22 protein-coding genes are annotated in these 20,979 nt (G+C 75.0%); 21 read left to right on the forward strand and 1 reads right to left on the reverse strand.

Annotation, left to right across the window (positions count from 1 at the left end; all coding sequences use genetic code 11):
• Positions 1-13: 13 nt before the first annotated feature.
• The 19 genes from ftsW (at position 14) to HC251_RS10485 (ending at position 18,303) form a co-directional block, all read left to right on the forward strand.
• Positions 14-1,198 carry a putative lipid II flippase FtsW gene (gene ftsW, locus HC251_RS10395; protein ID WP_219945219.1) on the forward strand — a complete coding sequence of 395 codons (1,185 nt, stop codon included), beginning with the start codon at positions 14-16 and terminating at the stop codon, positions 1,196-1,198.
• A 1-nt stretch (position 1,199) separates the two neighbouring features.
• Positions 1,200-2,339 carry a glycosyltransferase gene (locus tag HC251_RS10400; protein ID WP_219945220.1) on the forward strand — a complete coding sequence of 380 codons (1,140 nt, stop codon included), beginning with the start codon at positions 1,200-1,202 and terminating at the stop codon, positions 2,337-2,339.
• 76 nt (positions 2,340-2,415) lie between these two features.
• The gene (murC, locus tag HC251_RS10405) at positions 2,416-3,876 is read left to right on the forward strand and encodes a UDP-N-acetylmuramate--L-alanine ligase (RefSeq protein ID WP_219945221.1); all 1,461 of its coding nucleotides are present in this window, start codon (positions 2,416-2,418) and stop codon (positions 3,874-3,876) included.
• Complete coding sequence (gene murB, locus HC251_RS10410) at positions 3,873-4,814, forward strand: UDP-N-acetylmuramate dehydrogenase (protein ID WP_219945222.1); 942 nt, start codon at positions 3,873-3,875, stop codon at positions 4,812-4,814. The genes murC and murB overlap by 4 nt, the downstream gene beginning before the upstream one ends.
• On the forward strand, positions 4,811-5,626 hold the full coding sequence (locus HC251_RS10415; protein ID WP_219945223.1) for a cell division protein FtsQ/DivIB: 816 nt from the start codon (positions 4,811-4,813) through the stop codon (positions 5,624-5,626). Before murB ends, HC251_RS10415 begins: the two co-directional genes overlap by 4 nt.
• Before the next feature lie 122 nt (positions 5,627-5,748).
• Positions 5,749-6,840 carry a cell division protein FtsZ gene (gene ftsZ / locus HC251_RS10420; protein WP_219945224.1) on the forward strand — a complete coding sequence of 364 codons (1,092 nt, stop codon included), beginning with the start codon at positions 5,749-5,751 and terminating at the stop codon, positions 6,838-6,840.
• A gap of 180 nt (positions 6,841-7,020) precedes the next feature.
• Positions 7,021-7,686, forward strand: a complete 666-nt coding sequence (locus tag HC251_RS10425) for a polyphenol oxidase family protein (RefSeq protein WP_219945225.1) — start codon at positions 7,021-7,023, stop codon at positions 7,684-7,686.
• On the forward strand, positions 7,683-8,363 hold the full coding sequence (locus tag HC251_RS10430) for a YggS family pyridoxal phosphate-dependent enzyme (RefSeq protein ID WP_219945226.1): 681 nt from the start codon (positions 7,683-7,685) through the stop codon (positions 8,361-8,363). The genes HC251_RS10425 and HC251_RS10430 overlap by 4 nt, the downstream gene beginning before the upstream one ends.
• 21 nt (positions 8,364-8,384) lie before the next feature.
• Positions 8,385-9,014 (forward strand): cell division protein SepF, encoded by a 630-nt coding sequence (locus tag HC251_RS10435; RefSeq protein WP_219945227.1) that lies wholly within the window; start codon positions 8,385-8,387, stop codon positions 9,012-9,014.
• Positions 9,015-9,023: 9 nt separating this feature from the next.
• Positions 9,024-9,290: a YggT family protein gene (locus tag HC251_RS10440; protein WP_219945228.1), complete on the forward strand. Its 267-nt coding sequence runs from the start codon at positions 9,024-9,026 to the stop codon at positions 9,288-9,290.
• A gap of 62 nt (positions 9,291-9,352) precedes the next feature.
• A complete protein-coding gene (locus HC251_RS10445; protein WP_219945229.1) occupies positions 9,353-10,450 on the forward strand; it encodes a DivIVA domain-containing protein in 1,098 nt (365 codons plus the stop codon).
• Between the two features lie 76 nt (positions 10,451-10,526).
• Positions 10,527-11,339 (forward strand): hypothetical protein, encoded by an 813-nt coding sequence (locus HC251_RS10450; protein ID WP_219945230.1) that lies wholly within the window; start codon positions 10,527-10,529, stop codon positions 11,337-11,339.
• 82 nt (positions 11,340-11,421) lie between these two features.
• On the forward strand, positions 11,422-12,144 hold the full coding sequence (locus tag HC251_RS10455) for a TraR/DksA C4-type zinc finger protein (RefSeq protein ID WP_219945231.1): 723 nt from the start codon (positions 11,422-11,424) through the stop codon (positions 12,142-12,144).
• A 10-nt stretch (positions 12,145-12,154) separates the two neighbouring features.
• Entirely contained in the window at positions 12,155-12,745 is a 591-nt protein-coding gene (lspA, locus tag HC251_RS10460; protein WP_219945232.1) for a signal peptidase II, read from the forward strand.
• Positions 12,742-13,680 carry an RluA family pseudouridine synthase gene (locus HC251_RS10465; protein WP_219945233.1) on the forward strand — a complete coding sequence of 313 codons (939 nt, stop codon included), beginning with the start codon at positions 12,742-12,744 and terminating at the stop codon, positions 13,678-13,680. The genes lspA and HC251_RS10465 overlap by 4 nt, the downstream gene beginning before the upstream one ends.
• Positions 13,681-13,829: 149 nt before the next feature.
• A complete protein-coding gene (locus tag HC251_RS10470; protein WP_219945234.1) occupies positions 13,830-15,143 on the forward strand; it encodes an ABC transporter substrate-binding protein in 1,314 nt (437 codons plus the stop codon).
• 91 nt (positions 15,144-15,234) lie between these two features.
• Complete coding sequence (locus HC251_RS10475) at positions 15,235-16,125, forward strand: carbohydrate ABC transporter permease (RefSeq protein ID WP_219945667.1); 891 nt, start codon at positions 15,235-15,237, stop codon at positions 16,123-16,125.
• A 59-nt stretch (positions 16,126-16,184) separates the two neighbouring features.
• Positions 16,185-17,054, forward strand: a complete 870-nt coding sequence (locus HC251_RS10480; protein ID WP_219945235.1) for a carbohydrate ABC transporter permease — start codon at positions 16,185-16,187, stop codon at positions 17,052-17,054.
• A 19-nt stretch (positions 17,055-17,073) separates the two neighbouring features.
• The gene (locus HC251_RS10485; protein ID WP_219945236.1) at positions 17,074-18,303 is read left to right on the forward strand and encodes an ABC transporter ATP-binding protein; all 1,230 of its coding nucleotides are present in this window, start codon (positions 17,074-17,076) and stop codon (positions 18,301-18,303) included.
• Positions 18,304-18,351: 48 nt separating this feature from the next.
• On the opposite strand, the gene HC251_RS10490 is transcribed toward HC251_RS10485, so the two are convergent.
• Positions 18,352-18,795 (reverse strand): Rrf2 family transcriptional regulator, encoded by a 444-nt coding sequence (locus HC251_RS10490; protein ID WP_219945237.1) that lies wholly within the window; start codon positions 18,793-18,795, stop codon positions 18,352-18,354.
• A gap of 422 nt (positions 18,796-19,217) precedes the next feature.
• Here HC251_RS10490 and HC251_RS10495 point away from each other — a divergent pair, with 422 nt between their 5' ends.
• Positions 19,218-20,318, forward strand: coding sequence for an alkaline phosphatase family protein (locus tag HC251_RS10495; RefSeq protein WP_219945238.1), 1,101 nt, complete (start codon positions 19,218-19,220; stop codon positions 20,316-20,318).
• 85 nt (positions 20,319-20,403) lie between these two features.
• Complete coding sequence (locus tag HC251_RS10500) at positions 20,404-20,946, forward strand: bacterial proteasome activator family protein (RefSeq protein ID WP_219945239.1); 543 nt, start codon at positions 20,404-20,406, stop codon at positions 20,944-20,946.
• Positions 20,947-20,979: the final 33 nt, after the last annotated feature.

The following is a 20,979-nucleotide window of genomic DNA, read 5'->3' on the forward strand; positions in this document are numbered from 1 at the left end:
CGGAGGCCACCCCGTGACCGTCGCCCTGCACCGCCCCGGCGCCGCCCGCCGCCCGGCCCGGACCGTCGACCGCACCTGGTCGCCCCCCGGGGCGCGCACCGGGACCTCGACGATCCTGCTCGCCCTCGTCGCCGTGCTCGTCCTCTTCGGGCTGGTGATGGTGCTGTCGTCCTCCTCGCTCGTGGCCCTGGAGGAGACCCGCTCGACGTGGTCCTACGCCAGCCGCCAGGCCGTCTGGGCCCTGCTCGGCATCGTGGGGATGGGCGCCGCCGTCTGGTCCGACCGGCGGCTGTGGCGGCGGTGGTGCCGGGTCGCCCTGCTCGGCGTCGTCGGGCTGCTGCTCGTCGTGTTGGCCGTGGGGCCCCGGATCAACGGCGCCCGCCGCTGGATCGCCCTCGGCCCGATCCAGCTGCAGCCCTCGGAGCTGGCCAAGGTCGCCGTCATCTGCTTCGTGGCCGACCTGCTGGCCAAGCGCAGCCGCGAGGTCCACGACCCCCGGCGCGCCGTGTGGCCCGTCGTCGGCGTCCTGGGCGTCGTGTGCGGGCTCATCCTGCTCCAGCCCAACCTCGGCACCACCCTGGTGATCGTGACCGTGGCCCTGGCCATGCTCCTGGCGTCGGGGGCCACCATGCGCCCCCTGGTCGTCGTGGGCGGGGTCGTGGTGGCCGCCGCCGGCCTGCTGGTGTGGTTCGAGCCCTACCGCCGCCGCCGGCTCTTCGCCATGTTCGACCCGTGGTCGAACGCCTCGACCACCGGGTACCAGGCGATCCAGGCCAACGTGGGCCTGGCCGACGGCGGTCTCACCGGCCTGGGCCTGGGCCAGTCGCGGGCCAAGTGGGGGTACCTGCCGTTCGCCCACACCGACTTCGTGTTCGCCATCATCGGCGAGGAGCTCGGGCTGATCGGGGCCCTCGCCACCGTCGCCCTCTTCGTGGCCATCGCCTTCGTCGGCGTGCGTGCCGCCCTCCAGGCGTGCGACCGCTTCAGCACGCTGGTGGCGGTCGGCATCACGACGTGGCTCGTGGCCCAGGCGTTCCTCAACATCGGCGTCGTCATCGGGCTGCTGCCCAACACCGGCGTCCCGCTGCCGTTCGTCTCCTACGGCGGCAGCTCGCTCCTCGTCACCATGGTCGCCGCCGGGATGCTCCTCAACATCGCCCGCCACCCGCGGGCCGAGCTGCCGGACGGCGGGCGCTGAGGTGGCGACCCCCGAGAACACGACCCGCGTCCTGATCGCCGGGGGCGGCACGGCCGGCCACCTCGTCCCCGGCCTGGCCGTGGCGGCCGCGCTGGTCGACGCGGGGGTGGCGCCCGAGGAGATCCACTTCGTCGGGTCCAACCGGGGCGTCGAGGCCCGGATGGTGCCGGCCGCCGGGTTCGCGCTCGACGAGGTCCCCAGCCGGGGCCTGCCCCGCTCGATCGGCCCGGCCACGCTCAAGGCGGCGTGGGGCCTGCTCGGCGCCGCCCGCCGCGGTATCGCCATCGTCGGCGCCCGCCGCCCGGGCGTCGTGGTGTCGCTGGGCGGCCACGCCGCCCTCCCGGGGGTCGTGGGGGCCGTCGCCCGTCGGGCGCCGCTCGTGCTGATGGAGCAGAACGTCCGGGCCGGGGCGGTCAACCGCCTCCTCGCCCGCTTCGCCCGGGCCAGCGCCGTGTCCTTCCCCGGCACCGACCTGCGCCGGTCCCGTGTCACCGGCAACCCCCTCCACGCCGACCTGGTCGCCGCGGCCGAGGCCCGCCGCGGCCCCGGGGGGGCGGCGGCGCGCGACGCGGCCCGCCGGGAGCTGGGCCTGCCCCTCGACCGCACCGTCGTCCTGGTCACCACCGGCTCGCTCGGCTCGAAGCGGGTCAACGACGCCGTCCTGGGCCTGGTCGAGCGGTGGGCCGGGCGCGACGATGTCGCCATCCGCCACGTCACCGGCCGGCGCGACCACGACGCCGTCCTCGCCGCCGCCCCGCCGCCCGGCGCCGCCCTCCAGCACGACGTGGTGGCCTACGAGGACCGCATGCCGCTCGCCCTGACCGCCGCCGACGTCGCCGTCACCCGGGCCGGTGCCGGCACCTGCACCGAGCTGGCCGCCTTCGGCGTTCCGGCGATCATGGTGCCCCTGCCGATCGCCACCCGGGACCACCAGGCGGCCAACGCCGGGGTCCTGGCCGCGGCCGGGGCGGCCGTGGTCGTGCCCGACGCCGAGCTCGACGTCGACCGGCTCGAGGCCGAGCTGGCGCCCCTCGTCGCCGACGCCGGACGCCGGGAGGCGATGGCCACGGCCATGGCCGGCCAGGCCCGCCTCGACGCCGCCGCCCGGGTCGCCGAGGTCATCCTCGAGGTCGCCCGGTGACCCGCCCGCCCGACGCCGGGACGATCCCGGGCGCCCGGGCGCCCGGATCGGTCCCCCGGACGACGGGGGTGGGGCGATGACCGGCGCGACCGACCCGACCGACACCGGCGCGCTCGACCTCGACGGGCCGCCGCTGCACGTCCACATCGTGGGCGTGGGCGGCGCCGGCATGCGCGCCATCGCCACCGTGCTGGTCGCCATGGGGCACCGGGTCACGGGCTCGGACATGAAGCCGTCGCCCGGGCTCGACCGCCTCCGGGCGCTGGGCATCGACGTCCACGTGGGGCACCGGGGCGAGCAGGTGGGCCACGCCGACCGGGTCGCCGTCTCGACCGCCATCCCGGCGTCCAACCCCGAGGTCGTCGCCGCCCACGAGGCGGGCATCCCGGTGCTGAGCCGGGCCCAGGTCCTGGCGGCCATCACCCGGGTCCGCCGCACCCTCTCGGTGTCGGGCACCCACGGCAAGACGACCACCACGACGATGCTCGCCCTGATCCTGGTGGAGGCTGGCCTGTCGCCCTCGTTCATCATCGGGGGCGACGTGAACGAGATCGGCTCCGGGGCGGTGTGGGAGGACGGGGAGCTGTTCGTCGTCGAGGCCGACGAGAGCGACGGGACCTTCACCGAGCTCGCCAGCCACCTGGCGGTGGTCACCAACGTCGAGGCCGACCACCTCGACCACTACGGCGACCTGGCCGGCATCGAGGCCGCCTTCGACCGGTTCGTCACCGGCGCCGACGTGGCGGTCGTGTGCGTCGACGAGCCCAACGCCGCCGCCCTCGCGGCGCGCCACGGCACCACCACCTACGGCACGGGCGAGGGGGCCGACTACCGCATCGTCGACGTCTCCGTCGACCGGGTCGGCACCCGGTTCGCCGTCGAGCACCACGGCGACGTGCTCGGGCGGATCGACCTGCCCATCCCGGGCCTGCACAACGCCCGCAACGCCACCGCCGCCCTCGTCGCCGCCCTCCTCGTCGGGGCCCCGTTCTCGGCCGCGGCGTCGGCCCTCGGCCGCTACGCGGGCGTGGCCCGGCGCTACCAGTTCCGGGGCCGGCTCGACGGCATCACCTTCGTCGACGACTACGCCCACAACCCCGGCAAGGTCGCCGCGGTCGTCGGCACCGCGGCCCAGGGCGGGTGGGGGCGCGTCGTCGTCGTGTTCCAGCCCCACCGCTACTCGCGCACCGAGGACCTGTGGCGCGACTTCGGCCCCTCGTTCGCCGGTGCCGACCTGGTCGTGATCACCGACGTCGACGGGGCGGGGGAGCAGGCCCGGCCGGGCGTGACCGGCCAGCTGATCGTGGACGCCATCGCCGCGTCGGACCCCGGGCGCGACGTCGTCTACCTGCCCGACCGCACCACGCTCGCCGCCGAGCTGGCCGAGGTGCTGCGGCCGGGCGACCTGTGCCTGTCGCTCGGCGCCGGCGACATCACCGGCCTGGCCGACGAGGTCCTCGCCGCCCGGGCCCGGTCCGACGCCGACGCCGCCGGGCCGGCCGCCGACGACGGTGAGCCCGACGGGGGGACCCGATGAGCCCCACCGGCACCGCGGTCGACCGCGCCGCCGCCGTGCTCGGCGACCGGGCCCGCCCCGACGCCGACATCGGCGCCCTCACGACCTACCGGGTCGGCGGGCCGGCCGCCCTCCTCGTCGAGGCGGCCGACGAGGCCGACCTCGTCCTCGTGGCCCGCGCCGTCGCCGCCAGCGAGCTGCCCACCCTCGTCATCGGGAAGGGGTCCAACCTGCTGGTGGCCGACGCCGGCTTCCCCGGCATCGCCGTCGTGCTGGGCCCCGGTCTGGCCACGGTGGAGGTCGCCGGCACGGTCGTCCGGGCGGGCGGGGCGGCCAGCCTGCCGGTCGTGGCCCGCCGCTCGGCCGCCGCCGGCCTCACCGGCTTCGAGTGGGCGGTGGGCGTGCCGGGGTCGATCGGGGGCGCCGTCCGCATGAACGCAGGCGGGCACGGCTCGGACATGGCCGCGACCCTGCAGAGCATCCGCGTCGTCGACCTGTCGGCGGGGGAGGATGGTGCGATGCCGGCGACGCTCCCCTCCACCCAGCTGGCGCTGGGCTACCGGACGTCGAACGTCGCCCCCTCGCAGGTGGTGGTCGGGGCCGACATCGCCCTGGCCCCCGGCGACCGGGCCACGGCCGAGGCCGAGATCGCCGCCATCGTCCGCTGGCGCCGCGAGAACCAGCCCGGGGGGCCCAACGCCGGGTCGGTCTTCACCAACCCGCCGGGCGACTCCGCCGGCCGCCTCGTCGACGCCGCCGGGCTCAAGGGCCTGCGGCGGGGGAGCGCGGCGGTGTCCGACAAGCACGCCAACTTCATCCAGGCCGACGCCGGCGGCTCGGCCGACGACGTCTTCGCCCTCATGGTCGAGGTGGCCCGCCGGGTCGAGGCCGCCCACGGCGTCCGCCTCCACCCCGAGACCCGCACCGTCGGCCTGACCTGGCCCGAGGACCTCTCGTGAACGGGTCGCGGACCGAGGTGCGCGAGTGGCGGCCCCCGACCGAGGCGGTCGCGGCCACGCCCCACCCCCGCATCCGCGCCCGCCGGGCCGAGGTCGCCCGGGGCCGGGGTCGGCGCCGCATGCGGCGCGTCACGGCCCTCCTCGGCGTGATCTGCGCCGTCGTGTGGACCCTCGTCGGGCTCCGCAGCCCGCTGCTCGACGTCGACCGGGTGCAGGTCGTCGGGGCCGAGCGCACCGACGTCGCCGCCATCGAGCGGGCCGGGGGCGCGACGCGGGGCACGCCGATGATCGAGGTCGACCTGGACGGGGCCCGCCGCGGGGTGGCCGCCCTGCCGTGGATCGACGAGGTCCGCACCACCCGGCTGTGGCCGGGCACCATCCGCATCGTCGTCAGCGAGCGCACCGAGGTCGCCACCGTCGCCCACGACGACGGGTGGGCCCTCCTCGACGCCGAGGGTCGGGTCCTGGCCGTCGTCGAGGACCAGCCCGACCTGCCCGCCCTCGCCGGCGAGCGGGCGGCCGCGCCCGGGGCGACGCTCGATGGCGACGACCGGGCCGCCCTCGCCGTCCTCGGCGCCCTGCCGGGGTCGCTGCGGCGGGCGGTCGAGGGCACCGACCAGGGGCGCGACGGCCTCGAGCTGGTGCTCGACGACGGCTTCCGGGTGGTCCTGGGCGACGCCCGCCAGCTGGCCGCCAAGGCCCAGGCCGCCGTGGCCGTGCGCCAGCACGCCGCCCCCGCGGGCGACGCCTGCCGCATCGACGTCCGCGTCCCGACCGCCCCGGTCTTGACCACGGGGAGGGGCTGTGCGTAGGGTCTCGACCGCTACAAGAACTTTACATAACCCTATACCTCGACTCGAGGTCGAGGGTGACACCTCGATGGTCGGCCCGTGTGGCCGACCGTCCCGCGCGTCCCGAGAACGGAGCTTCCCCCATGGCCGGTAATCCGCAGAACTACCTGGCGGTCATCAAGGTCGTCGGCGTCGGTGGTGCCGGGTGCAACGCCGTCAACCGGATGATCGACGCCGGGCTGAAGGGCGTCGAGTTCATCGCCGTCAACACCGATGCCCAGGCGCTCCTGATGAGCGACGCCGACGTCAAGCTCGACATCGGGCGCGACCTCACCCGCGGCCTCGGCGCCGGGAGCGACCCCGACGTGGGGGCGGCGGCGGCCGAGTCGCACCGGGCCGAGCTCGAGGAGGTCATCAAGGGCGCCGACATGGTCTTCATCACCGCCGGCGAGGGCGGCGGCACCGGCACCGGCGGCGCGCCGGTCATCGCCGAGATCGCCAAGTCCCTCGGCGCCCTGACCATCGGCGTGGTGACCCGCCCGTTCGGCTTCGAGGGCCGGCGCCGCTCGGTCCAGGCCGAGCAGGGCGTCCAGAAGCTGAAGGAGCGGGTCGACACCCAGATCGTCATCCCCAACGATCGCCTGCTCACCGTCTCCGACGACAAGACCTCGGTGGTGAACGCCTTCAAGATGGCCGACGAGGTCCTCCTCCAGGGCGTCCAGGGCATCACCGACCTGATCACCACGCCGGGCCTCATCAACACCGACTTCGCCGACGTGAAGATGATCATGAGCAACGCCGGCTCGGCGCTGATGGGCATCGGCTACGCCTCCGGCGACGGCCGGGCCCTCAACGCCGCCCGCAACGCCATCTCGAGCCCGCTGCTCGAGGCGTCCATCGAGGGCGCCCGCGGCATCCTGCTGAGCATCACCGGCGGGAGCGACATGGGCCTGTTCGAGGTGAACGAGGCGGCCGAGGTCATCCACGGCGTGGCCCACCCCGACGCCAACATCATCTTCGGCACCGTGATCGACGACGACATGGGCGACGAGGTGCGGGTCACGGTCATCGCCGCCGGGTTCGACCGGTGGGAGGAGGGCCGCACCCGGCCCCGCACCCACGAGATGGAGGAGTCGAGCGGGCCCGTGCCCGTGACCGACCTCTTCGGCGGCGCCGACGACGAGACCGACGGCGACGGCGACGACGACTTCGACGTGCCCTCGTTCCTCCGGTAGGCAGGGCCCGATGAGGGCCCGAAGCCAGGTCGCAGACCGGCTCCTCACCTTCGCTCTGGTCGGACCGGACCCCTCCGCGCCGCGGCGGGCTGCGCTCGCCGGCTCGATCCGACCCAGGCGGGGTGGAGGGGCTGCCGCCAGCGCGGAACGGACTCGACAGGCACGGCACGAAGGATCCCCGTGGCACTCCGCCCCCACCACCTGACCACGACGCGCGCCGCGGGGGACCTGGCCGTCACCGGGCCGCCGGCCGAGGTCGCCGCCCGCCGGCGGGCGGTCGTCGACCTGCCGTGGACCTGGCTGACCCAGGTCCACGGGGCCGCCGTCGTCACCGTCACCCGGCCCGGCCAGCACGCCGGGGCCGAGGCCGACGCGGCGGTGACCGCCGTGCCCGGCGCCGCCCTCGCCGTCACCACCGCCGACTGCGTGCCCGTGGTGCTGCTCGGCGCCGAGGGCCGCGCCGTGGGCGTCGCCCACGCCGGCTGGCGCGGTCTCCTGGGCGGGGTCGTCGGCGCCGCCGCCGAGGCCATGGCCGCCCTGGGGGCACCCCCGGTCGAGGCGGTGCTGGGCCCGTCGATCTGCGCCCGCCACTACGAGTTCGGCGCCGCGGACCTCGACCGGGTCGCCGCCCGCTGGGGCGACGAGGTGCGCGCCACCACCACCGACGGGCGGCCCGCCCTCGACGTCGCCGCCGGCGTGCGGCGAGCCCTGGCCGAGGCCGGGGTCGAGACGGTGACCGCGGCTCCGTCCTGCACCGCCGAGGCCCCCGGTGACTACTGGTCGTTCCGCGCCCGGGGCGACGCCGGCCGGATCGCGACGGTGGCGTGGCTGGAGGAGGAGGCGTGATCCCCGTCGCCGTCACGGCCGAGGAGGTGGGGGCCCGCATCGCCCGGGTCCGCACCCGGATCGAGCGGGCGGGCGGCGACCCGGCCGCGGTCACCGTCGTCGGGGTGACGAAGGGCTTCGACGCCACCGCCGTCCACGCCGCGGTGGCCGCCGGGCTGGTGGACCTGGGGGAGAGCTACGCCCAGGAGATGGTCACCAAGGTCGACGCCGAGGAGGCGGTGCGCTGGCACTGGGTCGGCCGCCTGCAGCGGAACAAGGTCCGCCAGGTCGCCGCCCACGTCGCCCTGTGGCACAGCGTCGACCGGGCCGCCCTGGGGGCGGAGATCGCCCGGCGCGCCCCCGGCGCTGCCGTCCTGGCCCAGGTGAACACCTCGGGCGAGGGGACCAAGGGCGGGTGCCCGCCGGGGGAGACCGCAGCCCTGGTGGCCGACCTCCGGGCCGAGGGGCTCGACGTGCGCGGGCTGATGACGGTGGCGCTCCGTGGTCCCGAGGGGGCGACGGCGTGCTTCCGGACCCTCCGCGGGCTGGCCGACGACCTCGGCCTCTCCGAGAGGTCGATGGGCATGTCCGACGACCTCGAGGCCGCGGTGGCCGAGGGCGCGACGATGATCCGCGTCGGCACCGCCCTGTTCGGGCCGCGGGCGCAGGGCGCGGGCCCCGCCGCGATCGACGGTTAGGCTCCGATCCCAGGAGGTCAGATGGCGACCATGTGGCGCAAAGCGATGCTGTACCTCGGGCTCGGACCCGACGAGGAGTACGACGACTACGACCCCGGCTACGACGACCCGGCCCCGGCCTCGGGCACGGTGCGCCAGTCGCCGGCGTCGTCGCCCATGCTCCACGAGCCCGAGCCCCACCCGCAGCAGTCCGCGGTGGGCGCGGTGCGACCCATGGCCCCGGCCCGGCCCGAGTCGGGCCCGTCGGACTTCGCCACCCAGGTCGGTGGCGGGATGGGCGGCGGCATGGGTGGGGGCATCGGTGCGGTGACGCCCAGCTCCGGCCTGGGGGGCGCCCGCCCCCGGCCCAAGGTCGTCCGCCCCATGCCCGTGGCCTCGACGGCCCGGCCCCGGGTGGTCGTGCCGACCTCGTTCAACCAGGCCCAGACCCTCGCCGACACCTTCAAGGGCGGTCAGCCGGTCGTGATGAACCTGCGCCAGGCCGACCGCGAGGTCTCCCGCCGCCTCATCGACTTCTCCAGCGGCCTCTGCTACGGGCTCGGCGGACGCATGGAGAAGCTCGACGGCCAGGTGTACCTCGTCAGCCCGACGAGCGTCGAGGTCACCGAGGACGAGCGCCAGCGCCTGCGCGACCGTTCCTACGAGGACTGACCCCGCCCCGTGGGCGCCCTCACCTCGATCCTCTGCATCGCCAGCCTGGCGGCCATGCTCGTGCTGCTGGCCGCCGTCGTCACCAGCTGGTTCGCCGTGCAACCGGGCACGGCCCTCGAGTCGGTGGCCCGCGCCCTGCGGGGGGTGACCGAGCCCGTGCTGGCGCCGCTGCGCGGCATCCTCCCCCAGCCCCGGCTCGGCGGCGCCCCCATCGACGTGTCGCCCGTCGTCGTGATGGTCGCCCTCTCGGTGCTGCGCCTGCTCCTGGGCTGCTGACGCCCGGGGGAGGCGCCCACGGGTCGGTTCGCGGCGGGCCCCCGGTGACTACGATCCCTCGGATGGACATCTCCTCCGGCCTCTCCGGCACCAAGGAGTTCCGCATCGTCAAGCGGGGCTACGACCCCGACGAGGTGAACGCCTTCCTCGACCAGATCGCGCTGGGGGTCGGCGAGCTGAAGCGGAAGCTGGCCGACGCCGAGGACGCGGCCAAGGCCGCCCGGCGGGCGGCGGAGTCCACGCCCCCGCCGGCGCCGGCGCCGGCCCCGGCCCAGGACGCCGAGGCCGAGGAGATCCACCGGGCCCTGATCCTCGCCCAGCGCGCCGCCGACGAGGAGGTGCGCAAGGCCACCGAGGAGGGCGAGTCGCTGGTGGCCTCGGCCCGGAAGCAGGCCGAGGAGCTGCGCGCCGACGTCGAGGCCGAGCTGGCCCGCCGGCGCGACGAGGGCCGGGCGGGGCTGCTCGCCGAGATCGAGGAGCTCGAGCGGGTCCGAGACTCGCTGTCCAGCGACGTCACCGTGCTGGAGCGCCACGTGGAGGAGCAGCGCGAGGTGGTGCAGGCCGCCATCGGCGAGCTCCAGTCGCTGCTGGACCACCCCGAGGCCTTCCGGGTGGCCACCGAGACCGGCGTGAGCACGACCTCGCCCCCGATCGATCGCGATCCGACCCCTGCGCCCGCGCCGGTGCCCGACGACGTGGCCCCCCCGACCGGGGAGGCCGAGGGGGTGGACCTGCCCGGGAAGGCCGACCTGTCGGCTGCCCTGGAGGACGCCGACGACGAGGCGCCCGAGCCGCCTCCGCCGGCGCTGCGCTCCGACGGTGCCCCCCCGGCGCCGCCGGCGGCGACCGACCGCCCGCCGCCGCCGGCCGAGGAGACCGTCCGGATCGGGTCGCCGCCCCCGCCCCCGCCCCCGCCGGCCCCCGATCTGTTCTCGGGTCCGCGCGGGGGTGACGAGGACGACCGGGACCTGGGTCCGCCCACCGAGGCCGTCGCCACGGTCGGGGCCGCCGACCCCGACGAGGACGCCTTCCTCGCCGAGCTCCGCAAGGCGATGCTCGACGACGAGCCCCTCGGGCCCCGGGACGCGTCGATGCCGGGTGGCCCCGACGACGACGCCGCGGGCGGTCGCGCCCGCCCGCGGTTCGGCCGCCGGCGGTAGCCGCCGCCCCGGGGGCAGGGATCGCCCCGCGCGGCGGCGAAAACAGGGTGCGTCCATCGTCCCCTGAGAGGTCATCGTGCTGGTCGTCTGCGCCCTCGCCCTCGTCGCTGCTGCTGCGTTCTTCCTCGTCGTCGGTCTGGCCGGTGGCGACATCGGCGACCTCTACCTGTCGATGGTGCTGTGCGTCGCCTCGCTGGTCGTGGTCGCCGTCTCGGCCCGGGTGAGCCGGGCTCGCCCGGAGCCCGCGTCCGACGGCGCGCCCCATCCGCTGCCCCCGGCGGGTGACGACCCGACGCCGGAGCCGTCGGCCCGTCCCGTCCTGGCCCTGGCCACGGCGGGGGCACGGGGCTCCGGCGGCGCCGAGGAGGCGTCGATCTGGGCCGCCGGCCCGAGCGCTCCGCCCGACCTGGCGCCGGCGTCGGGCTCGGCCCCGGCGGGTGCCGGCGCGCCCGACGGCGCCCCTCGACCTGGGCCCGAGCCTCAGGCCGAGCCCGAGCCCGAGCCTGCGCCTGAGGTCGAGCCCGCGGCGGCGACCGTCGACGTCACCGACGCCCCGTTCCCGATCGCCGACTACGACGCCCTCGACGCCGCCCAGATCCTCCCCCTCGTGCCGAAGCTGTGGCCCGAGGAGGTCCCGGTCGTCGCCGAGCGCGAGCGCACCACCCGGGCTCGCCCCGCTGTCCTCGACGCCCTGGCCGAGGCGGCCGGCGACCCGGCGCTGGCCTTCCCGATCGCCGAGTACGAGAGCCTCGACACCGAGCAGATCACCGGGCTGCTGGCCCGGCTCGACGCCGCCGATCTGGCGACGGTCCAGGTGGCCGAGCGCTGCGGACCGGCCCGGGCCGGTGTCCTGGTGGCGGTGGCCGACCAGCTCGCCGCCCGGAAGTAGGCACCCGCTGCCAGAGGCATCCGCGCCGGCCCGGGCGTGGGTGGGTAGGCTGCGGCACCTTTGCTCCGGTCGGAAGGGTGTCATGGCCTCGTCACGCAGCGCACGCACCGCCAAGGCCGCGCCCGTGCCCCGGGCCACGGGGGGCCGGGCGACGTCGGCCAAGAAGAAGGCGGCCACGAGCGCCGCGGCGAAGCCGGCCCCGACGAAGGCCGCGGCCAAGAAGGCGCCGGCGAAGAAGGCCGCGAGGGCCGCAGCGAAGACGGCGCCGGCGACGAGGGGCCCCGCCACGAAGGCCCCGGCGAAGAACGCAGCGGCGAAGAAGGCGGCGGCGAAGGACGCAGGGGGGAGGAAGGCGGCCGCCAAGAAGGCGCCCGCCAAGAAGGCCCCGCCGGCGAAGGCGCCGGCGCGTCGGGCGGCCGGGCGGCGCTCGCCGTTCTCGGCCGCCTTCCTGCGGGCGCAGCGGGCGGCCCTCGAGGAGGAGCGGGCCACCTACGTCAACCAGGCCGAGACGCTCCGGGCCGAGGCCGACTCGCTCGTCGCCGACATCGACCCCGGCGACGTCCAGTTCGACGAGGAGTCGGGCGAGGGCGACACGCTGGCTGTCGAGCGCGAGCGCGACCTGGCCCTGTCCGCCCAGGCCCGCCAGGCGGTCGAGGAGATCGACCACGCCCTGGCCAAGTTCGACCTCGGCACCTACGGCATCTGCGAGGTGTCCGGCGAGCCGATCCCGACCGAGCGGCTCGAAGCCATCCCCTGGGCCCGCGAGAAGGTCGAGTACAAGGTCGGGGGGCTGGGCCGTCGCTGAGCCAGGCCCGATGAGGGCGGAGGACGAGGCCCCCGCGCCCGCCCGGCCCCGGCGCGCCCGGCGGCCGCACGTGGCGCGCGCCCCGTTGGTCGCCGCCGTCGGCGTGGGGCTCCTCGTCGTCGACCAGCTGTCCAAGCACTGGGCCCTCAACCGGCTGTCCGACGGCCGCGTGGTGGAGGTGGTGGGCTCCCTCCAGCTCCTCCTCACCTGGAACACGGGGGCGTCGTTCAGCATCGGGTCCGACCTCGAGCTGGGGCCCTACATCGCCCTCCTGGCCCTCGTCGTCGTGGCGTGGCTCCTCTGGTCGGGGCACAGCGCCACCCGGCTCGGCGCGGTGGCGGCGGGCATGGTCACCGGCGGCGCCCTCGGCAACCTGGTCGACCGCGCCCTGCGCAGCGGCCCGGCGGGCGCCGAGGCCGGCTTCCTGGGCGGCGCGGTCGTCGACTTCATCGACCTCCAGTGGTGGCCGATCTTCAACGTGGCCGACGTCGGTGTGGTCGGCGGCGCCCTCCTCCTGGTGCTCGCCTCCGTCATCCACGGCGACCCCCACGACCAGCGCGCCGCCCGCGGCGACGGACCGGACGGGGCGGGCGGGTCGTGAGCACCCGCGCCGAGGTGGTGCCTCCCGCCCTCGGGGGCCAGCGGATCGACCGGGTCGTGGCCCTGGTGGCCGACGTGTCGCGGGCCGAGGCGGCCGCCCTCGTGGTCGGGGGCTCGGTGCGCATCGACGACCAGCCGGTCACCAAGGTGTCCGAGCGCGTCGCCGAGGGGAGCACCGTCGAGGTCGACGTCGACGACGCCGTCGTCGACACCGCACCCGGGCCCGACCCGGCGGTCGAGGTGCGCACGGTGCTGGTCGACGACGAGGTCATCGTGGTCGACAAGCAGCCCGACCTCGTCGTCCACCCCGGCGCCGGCCACTCGTCGGGGACGCTCGTCGGCGGGCTCCTGGCCCGGTTCCCCGAGCTGGCCGGCGTGGGGGACCCGGAGCGACCCGGCATCGTCCACCGCCTCGACCGCGACACCTCGGGCCTGCTCGTCGTGGCCCGGACGCCCCGCGCCTACGAGAGCCTGGTGGCCCAGCTGAGCGCCCGCACCGTCGAGCGCCGGTACCTCGCCCTGGTCGCCGGGCACCCCGACCCCGCCCGGGGGCTGGTCGACGCGCCCCTCGGCCGGTCGCCCCGCCAGCCCACCCTGATGGCCGTCCGGGCCGACGGCAAGGAGGCGCGGACCCGCTACCAGGTGCTCGAGCGGTTCGCCGACCCCAGCCCGGTGGCCCTGGTCGAGTGCCGCCTGGAGACGGGGCGGACGCACCAGATCCGGGTCCACATGCGGGCCATCGAGCACCCGATCGTCGGCGACCCCCGCTACGGGGGCGGTCGGACCCGGGTGACGTGCCCGCGCCCGTTCCTGCACGCCGCCGACCTGGCCTTCCTGCACCCGGCGACGGGGGAGCGGGTGGCGGTGACCTCACCCCTCCCGACGGACCTCCGCTCCGTGCTCGAGGGCCTGCGGAGCGTGGCGTCGGGGGGCTGATCGGCCCCCGACCGCCGGTCCGCGCCGGTGGGGAGGTTTGCCTCCCCCGTCAGGGGGAACCGTGGCACCCGTCGGCGTGACGCCCGCCACGTCGGTGGCGTCGCCGGCCCCGCCGCACCCGCCCCGGGCCGACCCCTCCGGAGCCCTCGTTGCCCGCACCCCCGCCCCGATCTCGTCGACCGCACGGCCGCCGCCTCCTCGCCGTCGTCGTGGCGGCCGGCCTGGCCGTGGCGGCCACCGCGTGCGGCGGCGGGGACGAGGGCGGCACGCCCGTCCTCAAGTGGTACGCCCGCGACGAGGCCGGCGGCATCTTCGGGGCCGCCATCGAGGACTGCAACGCCGCCGCCGAGGGCCGCTACCGGATCGAGCTCCAGGCCCTGCCGTCCAACGCCGACGAGCAGCGCGAGCAGCTGGTGCGCCGCCTGGCCGCCGGGGACTCCGACATCGACCTGATGAACATGGACGTCATCTGGACCGCCGAGTTCGCCAACGCCGAGTGGATCCTCCCGTGGCCCGAGGACCAGGTCGAGGAGGCGACCGAGGGGCGGCTCGACATCGCCGTCGAGAGCGCGACCTACGAGGACACGCTGTACGGGATCCCGCTCAACACCAACGCCCAGCTGCTCTGGTACCGCACCGACCTCACCGAGGAGCCGCCGGCGACGTGGGACGAGATGCTCGCCGCCGCCGACGAGCTCGAGCAGGAGGGCAAGCCCCACGTCATCTGGGAGCAGGGCCAGCGCTACGAGGGCCTCGTGGTCTGGTTCGCCTCGCTCCTGGCGTCGGCCGGTGGGGCCATCTTGAACGAGGAGGGCACCGAGGTCAGCCTGGACGACGGGCCCACCCGCCGGGCCCTCGAGGTGCTGTCGGAGTTCGCCCGCTCGTCGCACGCCCCGCCCGCGCTGGCCACCGCCCAGGAGGACCAGGGCCGCCAGGGGTGGGAGTCGGGCAGCGCCGCGTTCATGGTGAACTACGGGTTCGTCTGGCCCAGCGCCAACGAGCTGGCGCCCGACATCGCCGAGAAGATGGCGTGGGCGCCGTTCCCCTCCGTCGAGCCCGACGTCGACTCCACCGTCGTGGCCGGTGGGTTCAACATCGGCATCGGCGCCTACGGCGACCACCCCGACCTCGCCGTCGAGGCCGCCACCTGCCTGGCCAACGAGGAGAACCAGACCCGCAACGCTCAGGACGCCGGGCTGCTGCCCGTCACCGAGGCCCTCTACGACGACCCCGAGGTCACCGAGGCCGAGAACGACGCCGGCATCAAGCTCTTCCCCTACGCCGCCGAGATGAAGGAGGCCCTCGACCGGGCCACCCTCCGGCCCCGCACGCCGTTCTACAACGACGTCTCGCTGGCGATCATCAGCATCTTGCACCCTGCGTCCGACATCGATCCGGAGGCCGACGTGGACAGGCTGCGCGAGGCCATCGAACAGGCCCTGGAGGGGGAGGGGCTCTTGTGACCGGCACCCACCAGGCCGTCCCGCCCGTCGGCGCGGAGGAGGAGCGGTGACGGCGACGACGCCCACGGCGGCCACCGCGGCCCGGGCGGGGATGGCGAAGAAGGGGACCTCCGCCCGGGCCCGGTCGGAGCGGAAGCTGGGCTGGATGCTCTGCGCCCCGGCCGTGTTCGTGATGCTGCTGGTGACCGCGTACCCGATCGCCTACGCCGTCTGGCTCTCGATGCAACGCTACGACCTGCGCTTCCCCGAGGAGCGCGGGTTCGTCGGCGTCGACAACTACGAGGCCGTGCTGGGGAACTCCCTGTGGTGGCGGGACCTGGCCAACACGGCGATCATCATGGTCATCTCGGTGGCGATCGAGCTGCTGCTCGGCTTCGCCCTGGCCTTCGTGATGCACCGGGCCCTCTTCGGGCGGGGGCTGGTGCGCTCGTCGATCCTCGTCCCCTACGGGATCATCACCGTCGTGGCCGCCTTCGCCTGGCGGTTCGCCTTCGACCCCACCACCGGCTTCGTCAACGGCATCACCGGGCTGGAGAACAGCTGGTTCACCGAGACGTGGAGCTCCTACCTGGTCATCATCCTCGCCGAGGTCTGGAAGACGACCCCGTTCATGTCGCTCCTGCTGCTGGCCGGGTTCACCCTGGTGCCGGACGACGCCGTCAAGGCGGCGCGGGTCGACGGTGCCTCGGCGTCGTACCGCCTGCGCAAGGTGATCATCCCGCTGATGAAGCCGGCGATCCTGGTGGCGCTGCTGTTCCGCACCATGGACGCCTTCCGGATCTTCGACTCGGTGTTCGTCATGACCCGGGGCGCCCAGGGCACCGAGAACGTGTCGATCCTCGGATACAAGACGCTCGTCAGCCGGCTGAACCTGGGGCTGGGGTCCGCCGTCTCGGTCCTGATCTTCGCCTGCGTGCTGATCATCGCCTTCCTGTTCGTCAAGGGCTTCGGCGCCAACCTGTCCCAGCAGAGGGGTGAGTAGATGAAGGACGAGTCTGCGAAGCCGACCCGCTCAGGGCGGCGGGCGGGGTCGGAGGACTGATGGCGGCGCCCGGCTCGAGGGAGGCCAAGGACAAGGTGTTCTGGGGCTTCGGCATCCTGCTCGTCATCTTCTACGCCCTGCTGCCGGTGGCCTGGATCGTCTCGCTGTCGCTCAAACCGGCCGAGGAGGTGGCCACCGAGGGCGAGGGGTTCCTGGGCGGGTTCTTCCCCAAGGACCCCACCCTCGAGAACTACACCGGAGCGGGCGGCGTGCTCAAGGACGAGCAGTTCCAGGCCGCCCTGCGCAACTCGATCGGCATCGCCCTCATCGCCACCCTGCTGGCTGTGGTCCTCGCCACCTTCGCCGCCTACGCCATCGTCCGGCTCGACTTCCCGGGCAAGGCGCTGGTCATGTCGGGGGCGCTGGCCATCGCCATGTTCCCGCAGATCTCGGTGATCGGCCCGCTGTTCAACATGTGGCGCGACCTCGGCCTGTTCGACACCTGGCCGGGGCTGATCATCCCCTACATGACCTTCACCCTCCCGCTGGCCATCTGGACCCTGTCGGCGTTCTTCCGGGAGATCCCCTGGGACCTCGACAAGGCGGCCCGCATCGACGGGGCCAGCCCCTTCCAGGCCTTCCGCAAGGTCATCGCCCCACTGGCGGCGCCGGGCATGTTCACCTCGGCGATCCTCGTGTTCATCTTCGCCTGGAACGACTTCCTCTTCGCCACGTCGCTGACCTCGACCAACCGGGCCCGGACCGTGCCCGCCGCCATCACCTTCTTCACCGGCTCGTCGCAGTTCACGTTCCCGACCGGGCAGATCGCCGCCGCCTCGGTCCTCGTCACCGTCCCCATCATCGTGATGGTCCTCATCTTCCAGCGCCGCATCGTGTCCGGGCTCACGTCCGGCGCGGTGAAGGGCTAGCCCCAGGAGGCACGCACCCATGGCCGAGATCGCGCTCGACAAGGTCTCCAAGGAGTACGGCGACGGCTTCGCCGCCGTGAAGGAGGCCGACTTCACCATCGGCGACGGCGAGTTCTTCATCCTCGTGGGCCCCTCGGGCTGCGGGAAGTCGACGCTGCTCAACATGATCGTCGGGCTCGAGGACATCACCTCGGGCGAGATGCGGGTCGACGGCGAGCGGGTCAACGACGTCGACCCCAAGGACCGCAACATGGCGATGGTCTTCCAGAGCTACGCCATCTACCCGCACATGACCGTGCGGGAGAACATGGAGTTCCCGCTCAAGCTGCGGAAGGTCCCCAAGGAGGAGATGCGGTCGAAGGTCGAGGAGGCGGCCCGCATGCTCGAGCTGACCGAGCACCTCGACCGCAAGCCCGGCAACCTCTCCGGTGGCCAGCGCCAGCGGGTCGCCATGGGCCGGGCCATCGTCCGCGAGCCGGTGGCCTTCTTGATGGACGAGCCGCTGTCCAACCTCGACGCCAAGCTCCGGGTGCAGATGCGCACCACCATCTCCCGGCTCCAGCAGCGCCTGGGGACGACCACCATCTACGTCACCCACGACCAGGTCGAGGCCATGACGCTGGGCGACCGGGTGGCGGTCATGCGTCGGGGCGTCGTGCAGCAGGTCGACTCGCCCCGGATGCTCTACACCCACCCCGCCAACCTGTTCGTGGCCGGGTTCATCGGCTCCCCGTCGATGAACCTGCTGCCGGCGCAGCTGGACGGGTCGCGGCTGTCGCTCCCGATGCTCGACCTCGACCTGCCGGCCTCGGTCACCGACCGGCTGGCCGCGGGGGCGGGGGGCGAGGTCATCGCCGGCATCCGCCCCGAGAACTTCGAGGACGCGTCGCTGGTGGGCGACCGCGAGGCGCCCGGCGGCACCTTCACCGCCGCCATCGACGTCATCGAGTGGCTGGGCTCGGAGCTGTTCGCCCACTTCGAGGTCGAGGGTTCGGCCGCCGACCAGCTCTCGGACCTGGCCGCCGACCTCGAGAAGGTCGCCATCAGCGTGAGCGGCGAGGGCAGGACCGAGGTCACCGCCCGGCTCGACGTCACCAGCGACGCCCAGGAGCGCGAGGACACCGAGCTCTGGATCGACGCCCGGGCCATCCACCTCTTCGACCCCGAGTCGGGCCGCTCGCTCCTCAGCGTCCCCGGCTCCGAGGCGCAGCCCGCCGACGCCGACGCCCCCGCCCTGGCCAAGTCCTGACCCGGCGCGGCCACGGACGGTGCCAGGCACCATCCGTGCGACGGCCGGCTACGTCGCCGGCTCGGGCCAGGGGGCGTTGCCGGCGGTGATGGCGGCGATGTCGGCGAGGGTCCGGGCCTCGAGGAGGGTGCGCATCTGGCGCCCGGCGTCGGCCCACACCGCGAGCAGGACGCACTGGCCCTCGTGGTCGCAGGCCCCGTTCTGGTGGGGCTCGCCGAAGTCGCCCACCACGATGGGGCCATCGACGGCCGACACGATCTGGGCCAGGGTGATCTCGGCCGGCTCCCGGGCCAGCACGTAGCCGCCGCCCACGCCGCGCTTGGAGCGGACCAGGCCGGCGCCCTTGAGGGCGAGGAGGATCTGCTCGAGGTAGGGCTGGGGCAGGCCGGTGCGCTCGGCGATGTCGCGCACCGAGGTCGGCGCCTCCTCCGGGTGGAGCGTGAGCGACAGCAGCGCCCGACAGGCGTAGTCACCGCGCGTCGACACCTTCACGCCGGCCATCGTACGGGTCCAACCCCCGACGCGGGGCCGGGGCCACCGGACCCCGTGCGGGCCCGGCCGGCGAGGCGTGGTCGAGTGGTCCGACGGGTGGCCGGCGAGGCGTGGTCGAGTGGTCCGACGGGTGGCCGGCGAGGCGTGGTCGAGTGGTCCGACGGGTGGCCGGCGAGGCGTGGTCGAGTGGTCCGACGGGTGGCCGGCGAGGCGTGGTCGAGTGGTCCGACGGGTGGCCGGCGAGGCGTGGTCGAGTGGTCCGACGGGTGGCCGGCGAGGCGTGGTCGAGTGGTCCGACGGGTGGCCGGCGAGGCGTGGTCGAGTGGTCCGACGGGTGGCCGGCGAGGCGTGGCCGAGTGGCCCAACGGGATAGGGTCACGCCGCTCCCGGCTCCGTCCGGGCCGACGGAAGGGGTCCACGCCGTGGGTGACCATCCTCTGATCCCGGACTACGGCGGCGCGTGCATCGCCAGCCTGGTGCCGGCCCTGCTCGAGCCGGGACCGACCACGCCCCCGTGGCTGCCGGCCGCCGCCGTCGAGGCCGACCAGGTCGTGCTCCTCGTCCTCGACGGGCTGGGGTGGGAGCAGCTCCAGGACCGCCGCCACCTCGCCCCCACGCTGACCGCCATGGCCGGCGGGGCGATCACCACGGTGTCACCGTCGACCACGGCCACCGCCCTGACGTCCATCGCCACCGGCCTCACGCCGGGCGAGCACGGCGTCGTCGGCTACCGGGTGGCGGTCGAGGGCGAGGTCCTCAACATCCTCCGGTGGTCGACCGCCCAGGGCGACGCCCGCCGCCAGATCGATCCGGAGCAGTTCCAGTCCCACCCCGCCTTCGCCGCCCACCGGCCGGCGGTGGTCACCAAGGCCGAGTTCGCCTCGTCCGGGTTCAGCGGCGCCCACCTCTGCCAGGTGCGGTTCAACGGCTACCGGGTGCCGTCCACGATGGTCACCGAGGTCGGGCGGCTGCTGCGCGGGGGCGAGCCGTTCGTGTACGCGTACTACGACGGGGTCGACAAGGTCGCCCACGAGTACGGGCTGGGGGAGCACTACGACGCCGAGGTCGCCTTCGCCGACCGGCTGGTGGCCGACGTCATGGCCGTCCTGCCCCCCGGGGCCGCCGTGGTGGTGACGGCCGACCACGGGCAGGTCCACGTCGGGGACAACGTCGTGAAGCTGCACCGCGACCTGGTGCCGCACATCGCCCTCCAGTCGGGAGAGGGGCGCTTCCGCTGGTTGCACGCCCGCTCCGGTCGGGCCGCGGCGCTGCACGAGGCGGCCACCGCCCACCACGGCGGCGACGCCTGGGTGGTCACGCGGGACGAGACCATCGAGCAGGGCTGGTGGGGCCCCGTCGTCACCGACGCCGCCCGGTCCCGGCTGGGCGACGTGGCCCTCGTCGCCCGCGAGCCGGTGTCGTTCCACGACGACGCCGACTCGGGCCCGTTCGTGCTCATCGGCCGCCACGGCTCGCTGACGCCCGCCGAGATGCTCGTCCCGTGCCTGGTGGGCTCGGCCTGAGGCCACCCACCGGTCGGCGATCCGGTTGGCACCGGCGGGGCGGGGAGAGCCCGTACCCTGGCCCCCCCAACGTCCGAGGAGATCGATGAGCGACGCCGAGCCCACCCCCGCCGACGACAGCACCGTGCACGGTGAGCTGGTCGAGACGTCCGCCGACGGCGAGGAGCGTCGGGAGGCGGTCGAGGAGCCGGCCAAGCTCATGCGGATCGGCTCGATGATCAAGCAGCTCCTCGAGGAGGTCCGCAGCGCCGACCTCGACGAGGCCGCCCGCGTCCGCCTGCGGGAGATCTACGAGACGTCCCTCCACGAGCTGGGGTCGGCCCTGTCCGACGACCTCAAGGAGGAGCTCGACCGGGTCGCCATCCCGTTCGGTGACAACGGCGAGCCGCCGTCGGAGGCCGAGCTCCGGATCGCCCAGGCCCAGCTGGTCGGCTGGCTCGAGGGGCTCTTCCACGGCATCCAGGCCACCCTCTTCGCCCAGCAGATGGCGGCCCGGGCCCAGCTCGAGGACATGCGGCGCCAGCTCGGCCCCGGTGTGGGCGGCGGCCAGGGCGGGCCCAGCCCCAGCGGCGTCCCCGGTGGACGCCCGGGCACCCTGGGCGAGCCCGGGCCCGGGACCTACCTGTAGGAGGCGCCCGTCGCCCGGCCGCCGGTGCGGTCG

Origin of the sequence: Iamia sp. SCSIO 61187 (genome assembly GCF_019443745.1) — a bacterium.
Lineage (GTDB): Bacteria > Actinomycetota > Acidimicrobiia > Acidimicrobiales > Iamiaceae > Iamia.

Excerpts from the sequence above, each read along its gene's own strand:
- HC251_RS10455 (WP_219945231.1), top strand. The coding sequence starts at position 11,422 with ATGGCCTCGTCACGCAGCGCACGCACCGCCAAGGCCGCGCCCGTGCCC.
- HC251_RS10475 (WP_219945667.1), top strand. The coding sequence starts at position 15,235 with ATGGCGAAGAAGGGGACCTCCGCCCGGGCCCGGTCGGAGCGGAAGCTG.
- HC251_RS10445 (WP_219945229.1), top strand. The coding sequence starts at position 9,353 with ATGGACATCTCCTCCGGCCTCTCCGGCACCAAGGAGTTCCGCATCGTC.
- murC (WP_219945221.1), top strand. The coding sequence starts at position 2,416 with ATGACCGGCGCGACCGACCCGACCGACACCGGCGCGCTCGACCTCGAC.
- HC251_RS10480 (WP_219945235.1), top strand. The coding sequence starts at position 16,185 with ATGGCGGCGCCCGGCTCGAGGGAGGCCAAGGACAAGGTGTTCTGGGGC.
- murB (WP_219945222.1), top strand. The coding sequence starts at position 3,873 with ATGAGCCCCACCGGCACCGCGGTCGACCGCGCCGCCGCCGTGCTCGGC.
- HC251_RS10435 (WP_219945227.1), top strand. The coding sequence starts at position 8,385 with ATGGCGACCATGTGGCGCAAAGCGATGCTGTACCTCGGGCTCGGACCC.
- lspA (WP_219945232.1), top strand. The coding sequence starts at position 12,155 with ATGAGGGCGGAGGACGAGGCCCCCGCGCCCGCCCGGCCCCGGCGCGCC.
- HC251_RS10500 (WP_219945239.1), top strand. The coding sequence starts at position 20,404 with ATGAGCGACGCCGAGCCCACCCCCGCCGACGACAGCACCGTGCACGGT.
- ftsZ (WP_219945224.1), top strand. The coding sequence starts at position 5,749 with ATGGCCGGTAATCCGCAGAACTACCTGGCGGTCATCAAGGTCGTCGGC.
- HC251_RS10485 (WP_219945236.1), top strand. The coding sequence starts at position 17,074 with ATGGCCGAGATCGCGCTCGACAAGGTCTCCAAGGAGTACGGCGACGGC.